Genomic DNA, 18,394 nt, shown 5'->3' with positions numbered 1-18,394 from the left:
GCATCATCATCTACAAAGCGTGCCTGAAGGCGCATCCCGATCAGCCGTGGATGTGCGGGGGCATCTGCGAACCGCAGCAAGGTGCTCGCTCCCAAGGGGGGCGGACTGGTGCTTTGATGGCCACGAAACGATAGGTCAAAGGCACAAGGAAGGGTCAGGGTATATGCCCCGACCCACTGATCGCACTGTCTAGCCAACGAGCATCGCGCCCTTCGCAGCTTTGGGCGGATAGCTCAGCCGAGCTGCAGGCCTGCCTGCGCACTGGCGGCGGCTGCCGGTCGGGCACGCGAGAACTGCAGGAGTTCGGCAAGATGGGCGCCCTTCTGGCGCCAGTCGTGGAAGATCGATTCCCCCAGCAGCGCGTAGCGCCACGGGCGGTCGCTGCGCAGTTCCGGGGGCAGCGCGTTGATCCGTTCGCACCAGGTCACCGCGGCCTTCAGCTTGCGCTGCACGTTGGCGTGGATCACCTGCTGCTGCGCCTTGGTCTCGACCAAGTAGATGCCCTCGGCCGTCCGCACGAAAAAGTCGGGGATGTAGAACGCCGCCAGCCCGTCCTCCTTGATATAGCGCAGCCGGGCGAAATCGTGGCGGTTCTCGCTGATCTTGCAGAAGGCCTCCACGCTCGCGTCAGCCTGTGCCCATTCGATGAAGGCCCGTTCCAGGCCACCGCTTCGGGAGGGATAGGGCAGGCGCGTGTAGATGCTCTTGGCCACTTCCAGCGAGGCGCTTTCGCGCACCATCAGCCTGGGTACTTCGGACAGGTTGCGATGGCGGACCTCGGTCTCGCCGACCAGCGCGCGCTGCTCGGTCTGCGACAGCGCCAACCCGAAAATCCGCACCACGTGCTCGATCACCGGCTGCAACAGCAGCAGGCGCCAGCCCTCGTCATCGAACGGCTCGAAGGGCTCGTCGAACAGCCGCTCGCGGATGTATTCGTCCAGCGCCGTGGCCAGGGCAGCTGTGTGCACCTGCAGGTATGGTCGCTCCAATCGCGGGCTGATCCTGTTCCCGCGCGGCAGTGGCTGGCTCAGAGCCTGGCTTACGCGGCGCGTGAGGCGCGAGAGCAGTTCGTTGTAGCCGCTCACGTTCATGGCCGCACCATCAACCCGGTAATCGCCGAACAGGGTGTTGCTTTGAAGATCCTGCGAAGTGAAGGTGTCGCCCCTGCCCAGCAGATCGGCCAGCTTCGCGCGGCTCATGCCGCTGAAGGGCAACAGTGTCTGCACGTCGATGGGTTGGTGGTCCAGACTCTCGTCCGCCTCGCGCAGGATGAACGGGATGGCGAAGTCGTAACGCTCGTAGTCCTCGCGCAGCTCTACCGGCATCAGGTCGCCGATGCTGCTGCCTTCGTCGTCATCACCCGTTGCACCGACCAGACCTTCGCGCATCAGCTCGTCGTAGAAGCTCTGGAAGGCCGGGTGCTCGACGATCGAGAGGATGTCGATCAGGGAGCCGGGCTCCTCGCCACGGTTGATCCGCTCCCGATTCTCGCGCTTGATGTCGGCATATTCCGGATCGCGCCACATCAGGCGCAGGCCGCGGCCGATCGTCTGCTCCAGCAGGATCTGCGCCTGGCTGGAGCGCAAGGGCACGATCACGCAGATGTTGTTGACGTCGAAGCCTTCCCGCAGCATCAGCACGCTGACGATGACCCGCGGCTGGGCGTGTCGGTCCACGTCGAACAGGCGCTGGCGCAAGGGCGCCCAGTCCTTTTCGCCCAGTTCGGCCTTCTTGCCGGAGTCGACGGTGAGCACATCGTCCGCGAGCAGGCCTTCGTCCTGCAGGAATTCGGCGACCAGCGGGGTGACCTTGGTGTCCTCGCATACCACCAGCATCTTCGGGTGGCGCGTGGGGGCCAGACGCGCGAAGTCCGCTTCCAGCTTGCGCAGTTTCTGCAGCCCCGCGCGCAACATCACGCGCTGGCCCTCCGACAAAATCGGATTGCCCGCCTCGTCGCGCTCGGCCTTGAATTCCAGCGGCAGCGCGCCGAGCTCGCGGCGCTTGTCCAGCACCAATGACTTGACCAAGCCCAGGCGCATGGCCGCCTTAAGGTCGAAGTCCACCACGATGTGCGGGAAGTAGACCTTGGCCTTGCGCCTGCCGCTGCCCACGTCGTTGTATGGCGTGGCGGAGAAATCCACCTGCACGAAGCGCCGGCCCTTGCCCTCGGCAATGATCGACAGGCTCTTCTGCCACTCCACTTCGGTGGTTTCGCCGCCCGACTTGAGCTCGTGGATATGATGCGCCTCGTCGTTGAACACCATCAGGTCTGGCAGGTCGGCCAGGTAAGCCAGCACGTTGCCGCGCGCCCAACGCCGGTCGAGGGTCTCCAGACTGTTGCCGGCAGCACGCGCGGGCGCGAGCGGCAACACGGCGTAGGCCACCGACGATGCGTCGGCCACCATGCCAGGGGCGTCGATCCATTCCGCTTCCTGCTCCTCCTCGATCTCGTCGCCCGCGTCACTCAGCAGGTGCCAGTTGGTGATGGCGATCATGCCGTTGCCGGTCGCCTTCAGGCCGATCTCGGTCTTGGTACAGACGTTGCCGCGCACGAACTGCGCGATGCGCTCGCGATACGCCGGTGGCGCGAACAAGTCGGCGTAGCTGGCCACGTCGGAACTGGCGAAGTCGCGGCTCTTGTCCTCGCGCTCCTTCCCCAGGAAGGCGTCCAGCAGGCGCTCGTAGACGATCAGGCCCGGCGCCACGATCAGGAAGCGGCGGGTGAAGCGCGGATCGTCGCAACCTTCGTCCAGCGCCGCCGTCTTGTTCAGCAACTGCCAGATCAGCAACGCCTGCAGCACCCAGGTCTTGCCGGTGCCGGTCGCCATCTTCAGGCAGTACTTCGGGTGGACGTTTTTCGCCTGCGCCAGGTCGGCCAGGCGCGTGCCTTCCAGCAGGGCGGCCTCGCATACCTGCCGGTACAGGTCGACCAGATCGGGACTGGCCAGCACCTCGTGCGCGACGATCAGGTTGAGGATCGCCTGGCGTTGGCCCGGGTGGAAGTTGAACCTGCGCGTCTGGCACGCCTCCTCACCGAACCACCAGCGCAGCAGTTCGGCAGTCACCGGCGTCACCAGTTCGTAGAGGTCGGCGATGCCCTGTTCCAGCCCGACGCAGAGCTGGTCGGTGCGGCGGGTGAGGGCAGCGGCGAGGGCGAGCGGCTGCTCGGCGGGAGCATTCATGCCTTCGGCTCCGGCACCACCTGCACCACTTCGGCCTCGAAGCCAAACACGTCGACCGCGCGCACGCAGACCCGTCGAGCACCCTGGCTGCGCGGCACCGCGAAGCGGGCCTCGGTGACCACCCGCAGCGGATCGTCGTCGTTGGAGGTGTTGCCGCGGTAGTCCTGCCACACCGAGCGGAACACCTGGCCGTCATAGTCCGGGTCAACCGCCCAGTACTCGATCAGCGCCAGCGGCTCGGCGTTCATCACGCGCACCAGCTTCTGGCGATTGTCGTCATCGAGATTGATCGCCTCGGGAGACAGCAACACATAGTTGTCCAGCGTGACAACCAATTGCTCCTCGCCATCCAGCGGCAGGCGCCGGATCGGCTTGACCGTGAGGTATTGCAGGCTGGAGAAGCGCACCTGGCCGCGCAGTCTTTCGATGCCGCCCTTCTTCTTCAGCCGGTCGAGCAGATCCGGTGGAATGACCAGCACTTCCAGGCGATCGTCGTTGAGCGCGGTGATGCTCTGGCCGATCGAGGGCTCGAAGTTCCAGCCCAGCACCACGACGCGGTCCCAGCCGCCCATCAGGTTGTCGCGCTGGGCGATGGCCTTGCGCAGGGTGGCATCACCGGTGAGCTTGTTGGGCGAATCCACCAGAACCAGCGTTTTCTTGCCTGCGAAGTTGACCGCGCCGAGGTTGCGCAGTGGGTTCTCCTCGGCCGGTAGCGGCAAGGCGCCGTAGAGCGACATCACGATCGCGGAAAGGTCACCCACGCGGAAGCTGCGGCCCATGGCGCTCTTGGCGGCTTCGACCTGGTAGTCGCCGATGGCCTGGTAGAGGAACGGCTTTGCGCCTTGGTCGATCAGGCGCTTGCGCATGATCATGCAGGCGGGTTTGCCCAAGTCCGTGGTGATCCAGCGGCGCCCGAGCTTTTCGGCAACGGCTGCGGTGGTGCCGGAACCCCCATTGAAGTCGGCAACTATCGATGTAGTGCTGGAGGAGGCCTTGATTATGCGCTCAAGCAGGGCTTCAGGTTTTTGCGTGCCGTAGTCAACGAACTCGTTAGCTTGGGATTGAATTGGCTGAACGTCCGTCCACAGGTCCTGCAAAGGTACGCCCGGCATTTCGTCCAAGTAGCGCTTTTGGCGGGGCACTGTTCCTGGCTTGGTTTGGACGATCCTGCCCTGTTCGTACAGCTCTCGCATGCGCTTTTCGGAAAATCGCCAGTAGCGAGTGATGCCAAGGAACTCGTAGTACGGGTTTCCCTTGGAGGCGCCGCCGGGCGCGCTCGTGTCGCTGAGCTGATATCGGCGCCCGTCTGCGTCCTCATGGCGGTAGAAGTCGTCGACGTATTTCTGGTCGTAAGGCGTAAAAACGGGGTTCCAGATACGGCTATCGGACTTTCCATAAAGGAAGATGCAGTCATGGATGCGGCCCATGTGGGTGGCACCTTGAGTGATGTCCCCCTTGGCTGTTTGGCGCTTCCAGATAATCTCGTTGACGAAGTTAGCTCTGCCGAAAACTTCGTCCATAACGAGCTTGACGTAATGGCTTACATGCCAATCCAGGTGGACGTAAATCGAACCTGCTTCGCTGAGCAGTTCACGCATCAGGATCAACCTAGGCGTGATCATTGCTAAATACGATGTTGTGCCATCCGACCAAGTGTCTGAATAAGCGAACTGCTCAATTACCGTTGGTCGCTGTTCCAATTCGATTCCTGGGAGCGCGACTTTGGTGCGGTAGTCAGCTTTGGAATCGAATGGAGGGTCGATATAGATCAGATCGATTTTGCCGCGCAGATTTGGCGTGTTCTCGTCGCCTGCCAGCAGTGCAGCCATCGCGAGTAAGTTGTCGCCGTAGACCAGCCGATTGGTCCAATCAATACCGTCTTCCGCCTTCAGGTGCGCCTGTCTGGTGGCGGCGGCGATCCAGTCCGTATCGCGGCTGTCCTTCGAGGGCAGGACCCATTCGCGCGTCTGTAGGCCGACGCGGTGGCGCCCCTCCAGGCTCTCCAGGATCTTCTCCGCCTGCTGGCGCCCGCGGGCGACGATTTCGGGGAGCTGTTCGAGGAGGGACTTGGGCATGGCGACGGCTTGCAACGGTATGGCCGTCAATGAAAACAAAACTTTCAATCATTAGAAAGCATAACTTTCATGCCTGACGCGGGCGGCGACCTATGGTCGCGGCCATGACGAGCGAACAGACCGCCTTTGCCAAACGCCTCGTGGCGGCCCTGGAAGCGGCCGGGATCGAGGCGAGTCCGGCGGTGCTGGAGAAGCTGGTGCCACGCAATGGCGGCGAGAACGTGACGTCGCAGGCGATCTCGGGCTGGCTCAGTGGCAAACACATGCCAAAGAAAGCCAACGTGCGTGCGTTGGCGAAGATCGTCGGCCTTCCTGCGCATGAGTTGGAGTACGGCGGCTCCTCGAAAGGTGTGCGTGAGGCGCCCGCGACCTGGCCCGATCATGTGCGCGGCCATGACCGGCTGGCGTTCGAGGAGTTTCTGTTGCTGCCCGAAGCGCAGCGCAAGCTGGTACGCGAGTTGATCGCGGTGCTTGCGCAGGCGCGTGGGAAGGCGCACTAAAGGCGTTTCGGCGGAAAGCGTCCGGCGAGCCCCCGCCCCTCACCCCAACCCTCTCCCCGCAGGGGAGAGGGAGCTAAGTGCTCAGCACTCGATGACGTTGACGGCGAGGCCGCCGCGGCTGGTCTCTTTGTACTTGTCCTTCATGTCGCGGCCGGTGTCGCGCATCGTCTTGATGACCTTGTCCAGGCTGACGCGGTGTTTGCCGTCGCTCTTGAGCGCCATGCGGCTGGCGTTGATGGCCTTGACCGAGCCCATGGCGTTGCGCTCGATGCAGGGGATCTGCACCAGGCCGCCGATGGGGTCGCAGGTGAGGCCGAGGTTGTGTTCCATGCCGATTTCGGCGGCGTTCTCGACCTGCCAGATGCTGCCGCCCAGGGCGGCGGTGAGGCCACCGGCGGCCATCGAGCAGGCGACGCCGACTTCGCCCTGGCAGCCGACTTCGGCGCCGGAGATGGAGGCGTTCTCCTTGTAGAGGATGCCGATGGCGGCGGCGGTCAGCAGGTAGTCGATGATGCCGTTCTCGTCCGCCTTGGGGCAGAAGCGCAGGTAGTAGTGGCCCACCGCGGGGATGATGCCCGCGGCGCCGTTGGTCGGCGCGGTCACCACGCGGCCGCCGGCGGCGTTTTCCTCGTTGACGGCCAGCGCGTACAGGTTGACCCAGTCCAGGATGGTGAGTGGGTCCTTGAGCGAGGCTTCGGGCTGGTTGCGCAGTTCGTCGGCCATCGCCGGGGCACGGCGCGCCACGTGCAGGCCGCCGGGCAGGGTGCCGGGGGACCGCAGGCCGCGGCTGACGCAGTGCTGCATGGCCTTCCAGATGGTCAGCAGGCCGGCGCGGGTTTCGGCCTCGGGGCGCCACACGCTTTCGTTGGCCATCATCAGCTGGGCGACGGTCATGCCGTGCCGTTCGCACAGCGCCAACAGCTCGTCGCCGGTGGAGAACGGGTAGGGCTGTTCGGTGGTGTCGGCAACGATGCGGTCTTCGGCCGCCTCGTCGTGGTTGACTACGAAGCCACCGCCGACCGAGTAGTAGTCGCGCGTCGCCAGCTGGTTGCCGTCGGCGTCATAGGCGGAAAACCGCATGCCGTTGGTGTGGAAGGGCAGCTTCTGGCGCTTGTTGAAGACCAGGTCCGCCTTTTCGTCGAACGCGATCTCGTGCGTGCCCAGCACGCGCAGGCGGCCGGTGGCGCGGATACGGGCGAGGATGTCGGGGATCAGGTCCGGATCGATGGTGTCCGGATGGTGGCCCTCGAAGCCCAGCAGCACCGCCTTGTCGGTGCCGTGGCCGCGGCCGGTCATCGCCAGCGAGCCGTAGAGTTCGGCGCGTACGCGCACGACACGGTCGAGCACGCCCTTTTCCTCCAGCCAGCGCTCGCCGAAACGGGCGGCCGCGCGCATCGGCCCGACCGTGTGCGACGACGACGGCCCGATACCGATCTTGAAGATGTCGAAAACGCTGACGGCCATGAGTGCGCTGCGTGGAAAGGGGTGAACCCGTTATTCTACGCGCCCCCTTCACGTTTGGCAGTTCATTCGCCGCCGCATGGCCGACTTCGTTCTCTATCAGCGCGACTACTGCCACCTGTGCGATCAGGCGCTTGCGGTGCTCGCTGCGGCGCGTGCGCCGGAGTTCGACAGCGTGTGGGTGGATGACGATGAAGGGCTGGAAACGCGCTATGGCACGCGGGTGCCGGTGTTGCGCGATGCAAGGGACGGACGGGAGCTGGATTGGCCGTTCGATGCGGAGGTGGTGCGGGGATTCGTGAGGGGCTGAGGCAAGTCCTCCCCCATCCGCCCTTCGGGCACCTTTCCCCGTGGAACGGGGGAAGGACCGTAGCGGGCGCTCCCTGGTGAGCCTTCCCCCCGTTCCACGGGGGAAGGTGCCGACAGGGGATGGGGGCGTCCCGGAGCGCTACTTCGGTGCGAGCACCAGGTGCGCGGTGACCGTTACGTCGTTGCCGATCACCGAAGTGTCGGCGTATTCGCCGCCGCCCACGCCGTAGTCCAGTCGCTTGAGGGTGCCGGACACGTCCATCAGCGCGGTGCCGTCCGGTTGCGGGGAGTAGGTCACCGTGAGGTTGAGCGGGTGGCTCTCGCCGCGCAGCGTCAGGTTGCCGCGTGCGATCGCGTGCGTCCCGGCCTGGACGAACTCGGTCGCCACGTAGCGGGCCTGCGGGTATTTGGTCGCGTTGAAGAAGTCCGCGCCCGGCAGCGCGCCATCGCGATCGGCATCGCCGGTGTTGGCGCTGGTGGTGTCCACGGTCACGTCGAACTTCGAGCCGGCCAGGTGCGCCGGATCGAAGCGGATCGCCGCGTGCCATTGCGCGAAACTGCCCTGGAAGGGCGCCCCCTGGAACGTGGCGGTAAAGCCGAGCGAGCTCTGGTCCTGCAGCACGCGGTAATCGGTGGCCGAGGCGGTTATCGGCAGGGCGAGGCAGAGCAGCAGCGGGGTCAGGCGTCCCAGGGGCGATCGGATCATGCTTCGGTCTCCTTTGTTTCGCGCCGGAGCCGGGCGAACGGCCACATCCGGCGGAGCACGTCGTCGTTGTCGAACACATGATGCTTGAGCGCCGCGCCGACATGGGCGACCAGCACCAGCAGCAGTATCCAGAAAAGGTACTCGTGCACCTCGTGCGAGAGGCGGCGCAGGTCGGGGTTCTTCGCCGCGATCGCGGGCAGGTTGAACAGCTTGAAGAACTGCAGCGGATAACCGCGCACCGAGTTGAACCACCAGCCCGACAGCGGCAGCGCGGCGACCAGCAGGTACAGCACCGCGTGGACCACGCGCGCGGCCCACAGCTGCCAGCGCGGCGCCGGCAGTTCGCGCGGCGGCCGGTTGAACGCCCGCCACAGCAGGCGCAGCACGAACAGCGCCAGCACGGTGAGGCCGATCGACTTGTGCAGCGCCATCCAGTTGACCTTCTGCATCGGCGAGCTGGCCAGGTCCATCAGCAGGCCGAACACGCCATTGCCCAGGATGAGCAGCGCGATCGTCCAGTGGAAGAACTTGGCGACGGCGCCCCAGCGCCACGCGTCATTGCGCAGCATCGGCGTCCTCCCGGTGGCGTTCTTCGCGGATGGCTTCGATCTCCAGCCACACGGAAACGTGCTGGCCGATCGAGCCCTGGTTGGCGGTGATGCCGAAATCGGTGCGGTCGAGCATGGCGGTGGCGGAGAACCCGGCGATGGTGTGCAGGCCGAAGATGGTGCGCGCCTGGCGGTTGAACGTAAATGGAATATCGATCGGGCGGGTGACGCCGCGCAGGGTGAGGTGGCCATGCAGCACGCCGTGGCTGTCGTCCTTGCGTTCGACCGAGGTGCTGGCGAAGTGGGCGTAGCGCGCCGATTTCGCGTCGAGGAAGGCGGGCTTGAGCACCGCGGCATTCCAGTCGGCGTCGCCCATGTCCAGGCTGGCCACGTCGATGTCCAGCGCCGTGGCGGCGTGGCTCCAGTCGTCCGGGTCGAAACGCAGCCAGCCGCGCGCGATGTGCAGGCGGCCGAACGGGCGCGAGTAGCCGTCGTGGCTTACGCTGAAGAGGATCTGGCTGTGCACCGTGTCGTAGCGGTAGCGATGCTCGGCCGCGCCGGCTGCGAGCGGGCACAGCAGCGCCGCACAGGCAAGCAGGCGGGCGGTGGCGGGCAGGGCGCTCATCAGGCCAAGTCTGGATGATCGTTGGCGTGGGTGCCAGCGCGAATCCTTGGCGTTTCATGCACGTCCCGCGTGTCAAACCTCCAGACCCGCCACTTATGGAGGTAGGCCCATGGCTCGCCCCATCTGGACCGGTACGCTGTCGTTCGGGCTGCTGAACGTCCCGATCCGGCTGATGACCGCCGAGCGCAAGGTCGACCTGCACTTTCGCATGCTCGACCAGCGCAACAACCAGCCGGTGCGTTACGAGCGCGTCAATGCCGAATCGGGCGAAGAGGTGCCCTGGAAGGACATCGTCAAGGCCTACGAGTATTCCAAGGGCAGCTACGTGGTGCTGGAGGAATCGGACATCCGCAGCGCCGCGGCCGAGGCGCACGAGACGGTGGAGATCGACACCTTCATCGACGCCGGCCAGCTCACCCCCGCGTACTTCGAGAAGCCCTACTTCCTGGTACCCGGCAAGAAGGCCGAGAAGGGCTACGTGCTGCTGCGCGAGACGCTCAAGCGCACCGGCAAGATCGGCATTGCGCGGGTGGTTATCCGCACGCGCGAATACCTGTGCGCGGTGATGCCGCAGGAGGAGGCGCTGATGCTGATCCTGCTGCGCTTCCCGCAGGAACTGGTCGACGCCGAGGAGTACGCGCTGCCGGACAAGGCGGCCTCCGAATACCGCATCAGCGACCGCGAGCTGGACATGGCCGGCGAGCTGATCGAGTCGATGTCCGGCAAGTTCGAGCCGGAAAACTACAAGGACGAGTTCCGCGAGCGGCTTACCGCGGTGATCGAGCAGCGGCTCAAGAGCAAGGGCGTCACCACCACGCTCGAGGAAGAGGAGCCCGCGCACGCCAACGCCACCACCAACGTGGTCGACTTCATGGCGTTGCTCAAGAAGAGCATCGAGGGCAAGCAGCGCACGCCGGCCAAGGGCAAGGACGAGCCGGAGAAGGCGGACAAGGCCGAGAAGAAGCCTGCGGCGAAGAAGGCGGCCGCCAAGAAGGCCGAGCCCGAGACCAAGAAGGCCTCGCGCAAGAGCCCGGCCAAGAAGGCGACCGCCACGCGCAAGGGGCGCAAGGCCGGATGATCCCCTGTAGGAGCGCACCTGTGCGCGACCGCCATGCATCCCGGTCGCGCACAGGTGCGCTCCTACACATGAGGCTGCGTGACCATGCGTGAGCAAACCACCGAGGCTGCCACTCGCCGGCCACGCACCGACAAGCCGGTCGACGTCGCCGGCGTGCGCATCACCCACCCTTCGCGCGTGGTCTATCCGGACGACCGCATCACCAAGGGCGAGGTGGCTGCCTATTACGCGGCGGTCGCCGATTGGATCCTCCCCGAGATGATCAATCGGCCGCTGTCGATGGTGCGCTGCCCTGGCGGCACCGACAGCGCCTGCTTCTTCCAGAAGCACCACGCGGCCAAGCTCGGCTCCAGCGTGCGGCCCATTCCGCTGGAGGAAAAGGCCGGTGGCGAGGACGACTACGTCTACATCCGCGACCGCAAGGGCTTGCTGCAGCTGGTGCAGATGAACACGATCGAGTTCCATCCGTGGGGCTCGAGGGTGGACAAGCCCGATTCGCCCGACCGCATCGTGCTGGACCTGGACCCGGCGCCCGGCGTGGCGTGGGAGGCGGTGGTGGATGGTGCGCGCGGCATTCGCCAGTTGCTTGATGGGATGCAGCTGGCGAGCTTCGTGCGCACCAGCGGCGGCAAGGGCCTGCACGTGGTGGTGCCGTTTCGTCGCGGGCCCGGCTGGCAGGCGGTGAAGGATTTCTGCGAGCGGGTCGCGGACACGATGGTCGAGCGTGCGCCCGATCGCTACATCGCCACGGCCAGCAAGGCGCAGCGGGAAGGGAAGATCTTCATCGACTGGCTGCGCAACGCGCGCGGGGCAACCAGCGTGTGCAGCTGGTCGCTGCGGGCGCGCGTGGGCGCGCCGGTGGCGATGCCGTTGCGGTGGGAGGAGCTGGGGAAGGTCGGAGGCGGCGCTGCTTTCGGCATGCAGGCTGCGATGGAGCGGGCGCGGAGCCTGAAGGCCGATCCCTGGGAAGGCATGGCCAAGCTGCAGCAGCGGTTGCCGAAGGGCTGAGGCGGGGCTTCCCCCATCCGCCCTGCGGGCACCTTCCCCCGTGAACGGGGGAAGGATCGGGGTGGCGCTTTTCAGCGAGCTTGCGAGGTATGGCCAGTGGGCCTCCCCCGTGGAACGGGGGAAGGATCGGGGGGCGCTTTCAGCGAACTTGCCAGGTGTGGCCAGTGAGCCTTCTCCGTGGATCGGGTGGCGCTTTCAGCGAGCTCGCGAGGTATGGCCAGTGCGCTTGCCCCGTGGAACGGGGAAAGGACCGGGTGTCGAAGTTTCGCCCGAGTAAGCCTTCCCCCGTTCCACGGGGGAAGGTGCCGACAGGCGGATGGGGGAAGCCCCGCGGGCTACTTCACCTGCAACACGTCGTTGGTGCGATCCGCCTCCGGCAGCCCATGCGCCGGATCCAGCGCCACCGACACCACCTTGCGTGATCCAGCCACCCGCACCACGTACTCGCGGTGCTGCTGCCAGGTCTCCACCGGCACGCGCACGTCCTTGGTACTGCCGTCGTCGTAGGTCAGCCGCAACGTGTTCGGCAGCACGAGCCGGTCCAGGTTCGCCACCGTCACTGCCGCGCCATGCGACCAGTCGCCATCGATCGGTTCGACCTTGCGCACCGCCATGTCGAACGTCCAGTTGTGCTGGTACCAGCCGCGCCAGAACCAGCCGAGGTCCTCGCCCGCTTCGCTTTCCATGAAGCGGAAGAAATCCGACGGCGACGGATGACGGAAGGCCCAGGTGGCGATGTACTTGCGGAAAGCATCGTCGAAGCGCTCCGGCCCCAGGATTTGCTCGCGCAGCAGCACCAGGCCGAAGGCGCCCTTGAAGTAGCTGATCGGATGCCGGTACTTCTCCGGCGTCATGTCGGCGCCATTGAGCAGTGCGGGTGCTTGCGGATCCGCGATCACCCTGGCGATCTCGTCGGCCGGATTTCCGCCGCCGGGCGCGTACTCGCTGTCGCGCTTGGGCGCGAACTCGCCGTGGTTGAAGGCCTCGTCCTCGTAGATGTCCACGAAGGTGTTGAAGCCCTCGTCCATCCAGGCGTCGCGCCGTTCGTTGGAGCCGACGATCATCGGAAACCAGGTGTGCCCGATCTCATGCGCGATCAGCATGTGCAGGGCGCCGCCCTTGGCACGCTTGTGGTCGAAGGTGATGCCCGGGTACTCCATGCCGCCGGCCGTGCCTGCCTCGTTGATCGCCACCGGCCAGGGGTAGGGGAACCACTCCTTCGAGAAATGCTCGACCGAGGCCTTGAGGAACTCGGTGGCGCGGTTCCACTCACTCTCGACCGGGTACACCGACATCGCCAGCGCGCTCTTGCCATGGGGCAGATTGATGCGCGCGGCGTCCCACACGTACGCCTTGGACGCGCCGAAGGCCACGTCGCGCGTGTTGTGCATGCGGAAGTGCCAGGTCAGCGTGCCGCCCTGTTTCGGACGGCTGGACGGCTGGTTGACCTCCGCCGGCGTGCGGATCATCACCGTCTTGTCGCTGTGGCGGGCTTCGTCCAGCCGCTTGATCTGCGTCTGCGTGAGCACCTCCTGCGGGTTCACCAGCTCGCCGGAGCCGGCCACGATCATGTCCGAAGGCACCGTGACCTTGTAGTCGAAGTCGCCGTACTCCAGGTAGAACTCGCTGTTGAGGTAGGGCGCGGTGTCCCAGCCGCGCAGGTCGTCGTAGACGCACAGGCGCGGGTACCACTGGGCGATCTCGAAGATGTCGCCGTTCTTGCTCGCGTTGACGTCCATGCGGCCGCCGAACTCGCCCGGCACGGTAAAGCTCCAGGCGATGTGTACGCGCACGCTGCCGCCCTTGGCCTTCACCGCTTCGGGCAGGTGCAGTTGCATGCGGGTGTCGGAGACGACCCACTTCACCGGCGTCAGGTGGCCGCTGCCGTCTTCCACCTGCACCGAGGCGATCTGGTAGCCGTGCGTGAACTCGGTCGGGAACTCGCTAGTGAAAGCGCCGCGCGCATCGGTCTTGTAGCGGTTCTGGTCCAGCTGCAGCCAGAGCACGTCCAGCGCGCTGGGGCTGTGGTTGGTGTAGGTGATCGTCTCGTGGCCGCTGAGCAGGCGGCTGGCAGGGTCCAGCGTGGCCTCGATCGTGTAGTCGGCGCGGTTCTGCCAGAACAGCGGGCCCGGCTTGCCGTCGCCGGAGCGGTAGGCGTTGACCGGGTCGGGGTAGGTGAACGGGGCAAAAGTCTGGAGCGGGTCGTAGCGCGGTGCGTCCGCCGCGGCGGCGAGGGTGGTGGCCAGCGCGAGCGCGCCGATCATGCAGACTGCGAGTGCCTTCATCGAAAGTCCCCTGTTCATGGTTGGCCGCCGGCGCGGATCAGCGCGAGCACTTCGTGGCAGGCGCCCATGGTGTGGTAGTCGACCTTGCCGGCCGGGCTCTTCTGATCGTCGTACTTGCGGTTGTCGTGGGTGAGGATGCGATACCACGCGCCGTGCTGGTGATCCACGAAATGCTCCCACGCGTACGCCCACAACCGCTCGTACCACTGGTCATAGACCGCCTCGCCGGTGCGTGCGTGCAGCAGCGCCGCGGCAGCCAGTGACTCGGCCTGCACCCAGAAGTACTTGTCCGGATCGCAGATGCTGCCGTCGGGCGCGAAGCCGTAATGGATGCCGCCGTGCTTCGGGTCCCAGGCGCGCATCAGCGCGGTGTCGAACAGGTGGCGGGCGGTCGGCAGCAGCCAGCGCTCCTCGCGGCCGCGCCCGGCCAAGTGCGACTCCAGAATCACCAGCAACTTGGCCCACTCGGTCTGGTGGCCCGGCTGGAAGCCCCAGGGGCGGAACAGGTGGCGCGGGTTGTCGCGGTTGTAGTCCCAGTCGACGTTCCAGTCGACGTCGTAGTGCTCCCACACCAGGCCACCGGCCTTGGCGGCCTGGCGGCGGGTCATGTGGTCGGCCAGCAGCAGGGCGCGGTCGAGGTAGCGCACGTCGTTGCTGGCCTGGTAGGCGGCCAGCATCGCCTCGCACATGTGCATGTTGGCGTTCTGGCCGCGGTAGGAGGAGAACTGCCAGTTCGCGTCGGCCTCGTCGCGATACAGACCGGCCGCGGCGTCCCAGTAGTGCTTCTCCAGCAGCGTCCAGGTTTCGTCCATCCACAGCTCCGCCTCGACCAGTCCCGCGCGCAGCGCGCTGGCGCAGGCCAGCAGCACGAAGGCGACGCCGTAGGCGTGGTTGGTGCGGTCATCCGGCTGGCCGTCGCGAAGGGTCCAGGCGTAGCCGCCGGTGGCCGGGTCGCGGTGCACGTCGCGCAGGTAGCGCAGGCCGTGGCGCGCGGCTTCCAGGTAGTCGGGGTCTTCGAACTCCATCGCCGCGAAGGCGTAGTTGAAGACGAAGCGCGTGCTGCTGACCAGGTGCCGATGGCTGCGGTCGTAGATCGTGCCGTCGTCCTTGAAGTAATGGAAAAAGCCGCCCGCCGGGTCGATCGCGCGCGGGTGATAGAACGCCATGGTCCGGGCGATGTGCTCGCGCAGGAAACTCTCGCTGCGGAAGTCGGGCAGGGTGTTCATCGGTTTGATTCCAGGAAGGCGTCGACTTCCGCCGCACTCGGCATCGCGGTGAACGAGCCCTGGCGGGTGACGGTGAGGGCGCCGCAGGCGGCGGCGAAGGAAAGCATTCCTTCAAGCGCCGCGTCGTCGCGCAGCAGCGCCTCGAAGGCGGTGGCATCGCCGAGCGCGGCGAGCCGGTACAGCAGGCCGCCGACGAAGGCGTCGCCCGCGGCCGTGGTGTCGACCGCCGTCACCTGCGGACAGGGCAGCTCGCCGCTTGCGTCGCGGCGGAACCAGCGCAGCGGCCGCGGACCGTCGGTGACCACCAGCAGGCGCGTGCGACCGCGCCACAGACGGTTGAGCAGTGCGCCGTCCTCGGCCAGCCAGGCGAATTCCTCGGCACACAGCTTGACCACGTCTGCCAGGTGCAGCGCCGGCCATACCGAGGGACGCGGGTTCGACTCCCGCGGCCACAGCGCCGGGCGCAGGTTGAGGTCGAAGCTGACCAGCGCGCCGGCGGCCTGCGCGCGGCGCATGCCTTCGCGGGTGGCTTCGGCGAGGTCGGGGTCGGTCATGCTGTTGGAACAGACGTGGAAGACCGCCGCATCATCGAACGCCTGCGCACGGAAGTGCTGCGGCCGGAACAGCAGGTCCGCCGAGGGCGGGCGATAGAAGTTGAAGCTGCGCTCGCCGCGGGCGTCCAGGCTGACGAACGCCAGCGCGGTGTTGGCTTCGTCGGTGCGTGCCACGTCGGCCACGCCCACGCCGGCGCGCTGGAGGCTGTCGAGCAGGAAGTCGCCGAACGGGTCGCACGCGAGCATCCCGGCGAAGCGCGCCACGCCGCCCAGGCGCGCCACCGCCACCGCCACGTTGGCCGGCGCGCCGCCGGCGAAGGGCACGAACGCGCGCGGGAAGCCGGTCGCGCCAGCGCCCTCGGCGTGGAAGTCGATCAGCGCCTCGCCGAAGCAGAGGATGGGACGGTTCATCGGCCCTCCAGCGGCGCGCCGACGATCCGCGAACCGCGCAGGCCGTAGAACACGATGTAGGCATAGCACACGGCCGGCAGGACGAAGGCCGCCTGCACGCCGATCGCGTCAGCCAGGGCGCCCTGTGCGAAGGGAATCACCGCGCCGCCGACGATCGCCATGATCAGCAAACTCGACGCTTTCTCGGTGAGCGGCCCCAACCGCTCGATGCCCAGCGTGAAGATGGTCGGGAACATGATCGAGTTGAACAGGCCGATCGCCACGATGCTCCAGGTGGCGGTCATGCCGGCGGTGCTCATGGTGACCGCCAGCAGCACGATATTGACCGCGGCGAACAGTGCCAGCAGCGCGCGCGGCGAGTAGCGGGTCATCAGCCAGGAGCCGGCGAAGCGGCCGATCATCGCGCCCAGCCAGTAGTAGGACACGTAGGTCGCGGCCGTGGTCTCGGGCATGTTGCCGATGCGCGGCAGCGACAGGTAGTTGACCATGAAGCTGCCGATCGCCACTTCCGCGCCGACGTAGCAGAAGATCGCGATCACGCCGAACAGCACGTGCGGGATGCGCAGCGCGTCGAGCAGCGTGTGGTGCCCGCGGTCGGCCTGCTCGGTGGCTTCCTCCAGCGCCGGCAGGCGGAACAGGTACACCAGCACGGCCAGCACGAACAGCGCGATGGCCAGCCCAAGGTAGGGGCCCTGCACGGCCTGCGCTTCCTGCGCCCGGTAGACCAGTTGCTCGGCGGGCGAGAGCTGGGCGACTTCGAGCGAGCTTTTCACGGCGACGGCAAGGATGAGCAGGCCGCCGAAGTGGGGTGCCAGGAACGTGCCGAACGAATTGAGCGCCTGCGCCAGCGTGAGGCGGCTGGAGCTGGTGCGCGCCGGTCCGAGCAGCGCCACGTAAGGGTTGGCGGCCACCTGCAGCACGGTGATGCCGGTGGCCAGCACGAACAATGCGCCGAGAAAGGCGGGGTAGGAGTGCAGCCCCGCCGCCGGCCAGAAGCCGGCGGCGCCGAGCCCGGCGATCGCCAGTCCCGCGACGATGCCGAGCTTGTAGCCCAGGTGCGCCACCAGCCGGCCGGCGGGCAGCGACATGAGGAAGTACGCGCCGAAGAAGGTGAACTGCACCAGCATCGCCTGCTTGTAGTTCAGCTCGAACAGCGCCTTCAGGTGCGGAATGAGGATGTCGTTGAGGCAGGTGAGGAAGCCCCACATGAAGAAGATCGTGGTGACCACCGCGAGTGCTGCCGGATAGGTGGTGTAGCGCTCGCGCGGCCCGTCGGCAGGGGGGGCGGGCGACCGGTTGGGAGCTTGCGTGATGGCCATGGGGGACTCCTTCGGTCCGGTCAGGCGAGGGGCGGACAACTGCTGGTGCGGATCACCAACTTGACCGGCGCGACGATGCGCCGTGCTTCGGCTTCCGGATCGCGCAGGCGTTCGAGCAGCATCTGCGCGGCCTGGCGCCCGCGCGCGCGCGGCGCGGCGGCGAGCGTGGTGAGTGACGGGGTGGCAAGCGCGGCCTCGGCGATGTCGTCGAAGCCGGTCAATGCGAAATCCCGCCCCGGCGCCAGCCCGCGCTCGGCCAGGCCGTGCATCAGGCCCAGCGCCACCGCGTCGTTGTAGCAGACCGCCGCGGTGGGCGCGGGATCGGCCTTGAACAGCGCCTCGGCGCAGCGGGCCGCATCCAGGCGGGTGGGCAGGCACTCGACCTCCCAGTGCGACGCCATCGGGAAACCGGCGGCCTTCATCGCCTCGCGATAGCCTGCGCGGCGCTGGCGGCAGGACGAGGAATCCCCGTGGCCGCCGAAGAAGGCGATGCGCCGGTGGCCCTGCGCAATCAGGTGCGCGGTGGCCTCGCGCGCGCCCTGCTGGTTGTCCAGCGCCAGCGAATCCCAGTGCGCGTATTCGGGCTGCTCGCCACTGAGTTCGCGATTGAACACCAGCAGCGGCGTGCGCGCGCCGACCGCGGCCAGCACCTGGCTGGCATCGCTGCCCTCGGCGGGCGAGAGGATGATGCCGCCGGGGCCGTGCTCGATCAGCGAGCCGAGCACGGCCTGTTCGCGCTTGGGCGACTCGCTGGACGAACCCAGCAGGGTGACCATGCCCGCCTCGCCCACCACATCGTCCACGCCCGCGGCGAACTCCGCGAAGAACGGGTTGGCCAGCTCGTTGATCACCAGCGCGATCGACGAGGAGGTGCGCCGGCGCAGGTTGGCAGCAGCGCGGTTGTAGACGTAGCCTTGGCGGCGCAGTTCTTCCTCGACGCGGGCGCGGGTGTCCTTGTTGACCAGGGGGCTGTCGCGCAGCACCAGCGATACGGTGGCGCGCGAGACGCCGCAGGCCGCGGCGATGTCGCGCACGGTAACCTTGCGGCCGAGCGGGGTGTTGCTTTCCATTGGGCACCCGGTGGAAAAGACGGTTTGGAACGATCCA

At 66.8% G+C, this 18,394-nt stretch carries 15 protein-coding genes; 4 read left to right on the top strand and 11 right to left on the bottom strand.

Going from position 1 to position 18,394, the window contains the following annotated elements; genetic code table 11:
• Positions 1 to 233: 233 nt before the first annotated feature.
• Together ACFWZ3_RS04500 and ACFWZ3_RS04495 are read right to left on the bottom strand one after the other, a co-directional pair.
• A complete protein-coding gene (locus ACFWZ3_RS04500; protein WP_439706584.1) occupies positions 234 to 3,182 on the bottom strand; it encodes a DEAD/DEAH box helicase family protein in 2,949 nt (982 codons plus the stop codon).
• Positions 3,179 to 5,257 carry a site-specific DNA-methyltransferase gene (locus tag ACFWZ3_RS04495; RefSeq protein ID WP_439706583.1) on the bottom strand — a complete coding sequence of 693 codons (2,079 nt, stop codon included), beginning with the start codon at positions 5,255 to 5,257 and terminating at the stop codon, positions 3,179 to 3,181. The genes ACFWZ3_RS04500 and ACFWZ3_RS04495 overlap by 4 nt, the downstream gene beginning before the upstream one ends.
• 104 nt (positions 5,258 to 5,361) lie before the next feature.
• Here ACFWZ3_RS04495 and ACFWZ3_RS04490 point away from each other — a divergent pair, with 104 nt between their 5' ends.
• Positions 5,362 to 5,757, top strand: a complete 396-nt coding sequence (locus ACFWZ3_RS04490) for a helix-turn-helix domain-containing protein (protein WP_439706582.1) — start codon at positions 5,362 to 5,364, stop codon at positions 5,755 to 5,757.
• Positions 5,758 to 5,838: 81 nt separating this feature from the next.
• Here ACFWZ3_RS04490 and ACFWZ3_RS04485 read toward each other — a convergent pair whose 3' ends face one another.
• Positions 5,839 to 7,221: an L-serine ammonia-lyase gene (locus tag ACFWZ3_RS04485; protein ID WP_439706581.1), complete on the bottom strand. Its 1,383-nt coding sequence runs from the start codon at positions 7,219 to 7,221 to the stop codon at positions 5,839 to 5,841.
• A 76-nt stretch (positions 7,222 to 7,297) separates the two neighbouring features.
• Between ACFWZ3_RS04485 and ACFWZ3_RS04480 the strand changes: the two genes are divergently transcribed.
• Positions 7,298 to 7,528, top strand: coding sequence for a glutaredoxin family protein (locus ACFWZ3_RS04480; RefSeq protein ID WP_439706580.1), 231 nt, complete (start codon positions 7,298 to 7,300; stop codon positions 7,526 to 7,528).
• 138 nt (positions 7,529 to 7,666) lie between these two features.
• Here the strand turns inward: ACFWZ3_RS04480 and ACFWZ3_RS04475 are convergent, their stop codons facing one another.
• From ACFWZ3_RS04475 to ACFWZ3_RS04465, 3 genes are read right to left on the bottom strand one after another with little or no spacing between them, the layout of a single operon-like run.
• Complete coding sequence (locus ACFWZ3_RS04475) at positions 7,667 to 8,233, bottom strand: YceI family protein (protein ID WP_439706579.1); 567 nt, start codon at positions 8,231 to 8,233, stop codon at positions 7,667 to 7,669.
• Entirely contained in the window at positions 8,230 to 8,802 is a 573-nt protein-coding gene (locus tag ACFWZ3_RS04470) for a cytochrome b (RefSeq protein ID WP_439706578.1), read from the bottom strand. Before ACFWZ3_RS04470 ends, ACFWZ3_RS04475 begins: the two co-directional genes overlap by 4 nt.
• Positions 8,789 to 9,406, bottom strand: a complete 618-nt coding sequence (locus ACFWZ3_RS04465; protein ID WP_439706577.1) for a YceI family protein — start codon at positions 9,404 to 9,406, stop codon at positions 8,789 to 8,791. Before ACFWZ3_RS04465 ends, ACFWZ3_RS04470 begins: the two co-directional genes overlap by 14 nt.
• A gap of 109 nt (positions 9,407 to 9,515) precedes the next feature.
• Between ACFWZ3_RS04465 and ACFWZ3_RS04460 the strand changes: the two genes are divergently transcribed.
• Entirely contained in the window at positions 9,516 to 10,484 is a 969-nt protein-coding gene (locus ACFWZ3_RS04460) for a Ku protein (RefSeq protein ID WP_439706576.1), read from the top strand.
• 84 nt (positions 10,485 to 10,568) lie between these two features.
• Complete coding sequence (gene ligD / locus ACFWZ3_RS04455) at positions 10,569 to 11,492, top strand: non-homologous end-joining DNA ligase (protein WP_439706575.1); 924 nt, start codon at positions 10,569 to 10,571, stop codon at positions 11,490 to 11,492.
• A gap of 335 nt (positions 11,493 to 11,827) precedes the next feature.
• Here ligD and ACFWZ3_RS04450 read toward each other — a convergent pair whose 3' ends face one another.
• Genes ACFWZ3_RS04450 through ACFWZ3_RS04430 form a run of 5 tightly spaced genes read right to left on the bottom strand, consistent with a single transcriptional unit; the run spans position 11,828 to position 18,357 of the window.
• On the bottom strand, positions 11,828 to 13,777 hold the full coding sequence (locus ACFWZ3_RS04450; protein WP_439706574.1) for a M1 family metallopeptidase: 1,950 nt from the start codon (positions 13,775 to 13,777) through the stop codon (positions 11,828 to 11,830).
• 14 nt (positions 13,778 to 13,791) lie between these two features.
• Positions 13,792 to 15,003 (bottom strand): AGE family epimerase/isomerase, encoded by a 1,212-nt coding sequence (locus tag ACFWZ3_RS04445; protein WP_439706573.1) that lies wholly within the window; start codon positions 15,001 to 15,003, stop codon positions 13,792 to 13,794.
• Positions 15,000 to 15,968, bottom strand: a complete 969-nt coding sequence (locus ACFWZ3_RS04440) for a carbohydrate kinase family protein (RefSeq protein ID WP_439706572.1) — start codon at positions 15,966 to 15,968, stop codon at positions 15,000 to 15,002. Before ACFWZ3_RS04440 ends, ACFWZ3_RS04445 begins: the two co-directional genes overlap by 4 nt.
• On the bottom strand, positions 15,965 to 17,287 hold the full coding sequence (locus ACFWZ3_RS04435) for a sugar MFS transporter (RefSeq protein ID WP_439706571.1): 1,323 nt from the start codon (positions 17,285 to 17,287) through the stop codon (positions 15,965 to 15,967). The genes ACFWZ3_RS04440 and ACFWZ3_RS04435 overlap by 4 nt, the downstream gene beginning before the upstream one ends.
• 20 nt (positions 17,288 to 17,307) lie before the next feature.
• Positions 17,308 to 18,357 (bottom strand): LacI family DNA-binding transcriptional regulator, encoded by a 1,050-nt coding sequence (locus tag ACFWZ3_RS04430; RefSeq protein ID WP_439706570.1) that lies wholly within the window; start codon positions 18,355 to 18,357, stop codon positions 17,308 to 17,310.
• Positions 18,358 to 18,394 lie beyond the last annotated feature (37 nt).

It is taken from the genome of Frateuria sp. GZRR35 (assembly GCF_051900415.1).
GTDB lineage: Bacteria > Pseudomonadota > Gammaproteobacteria > Xanthomonadales > Rhodanobacteraceae > Frateuria_A.
This window is presented reverse-complemented; position numbering and strand designations above follow the sequence as displayed.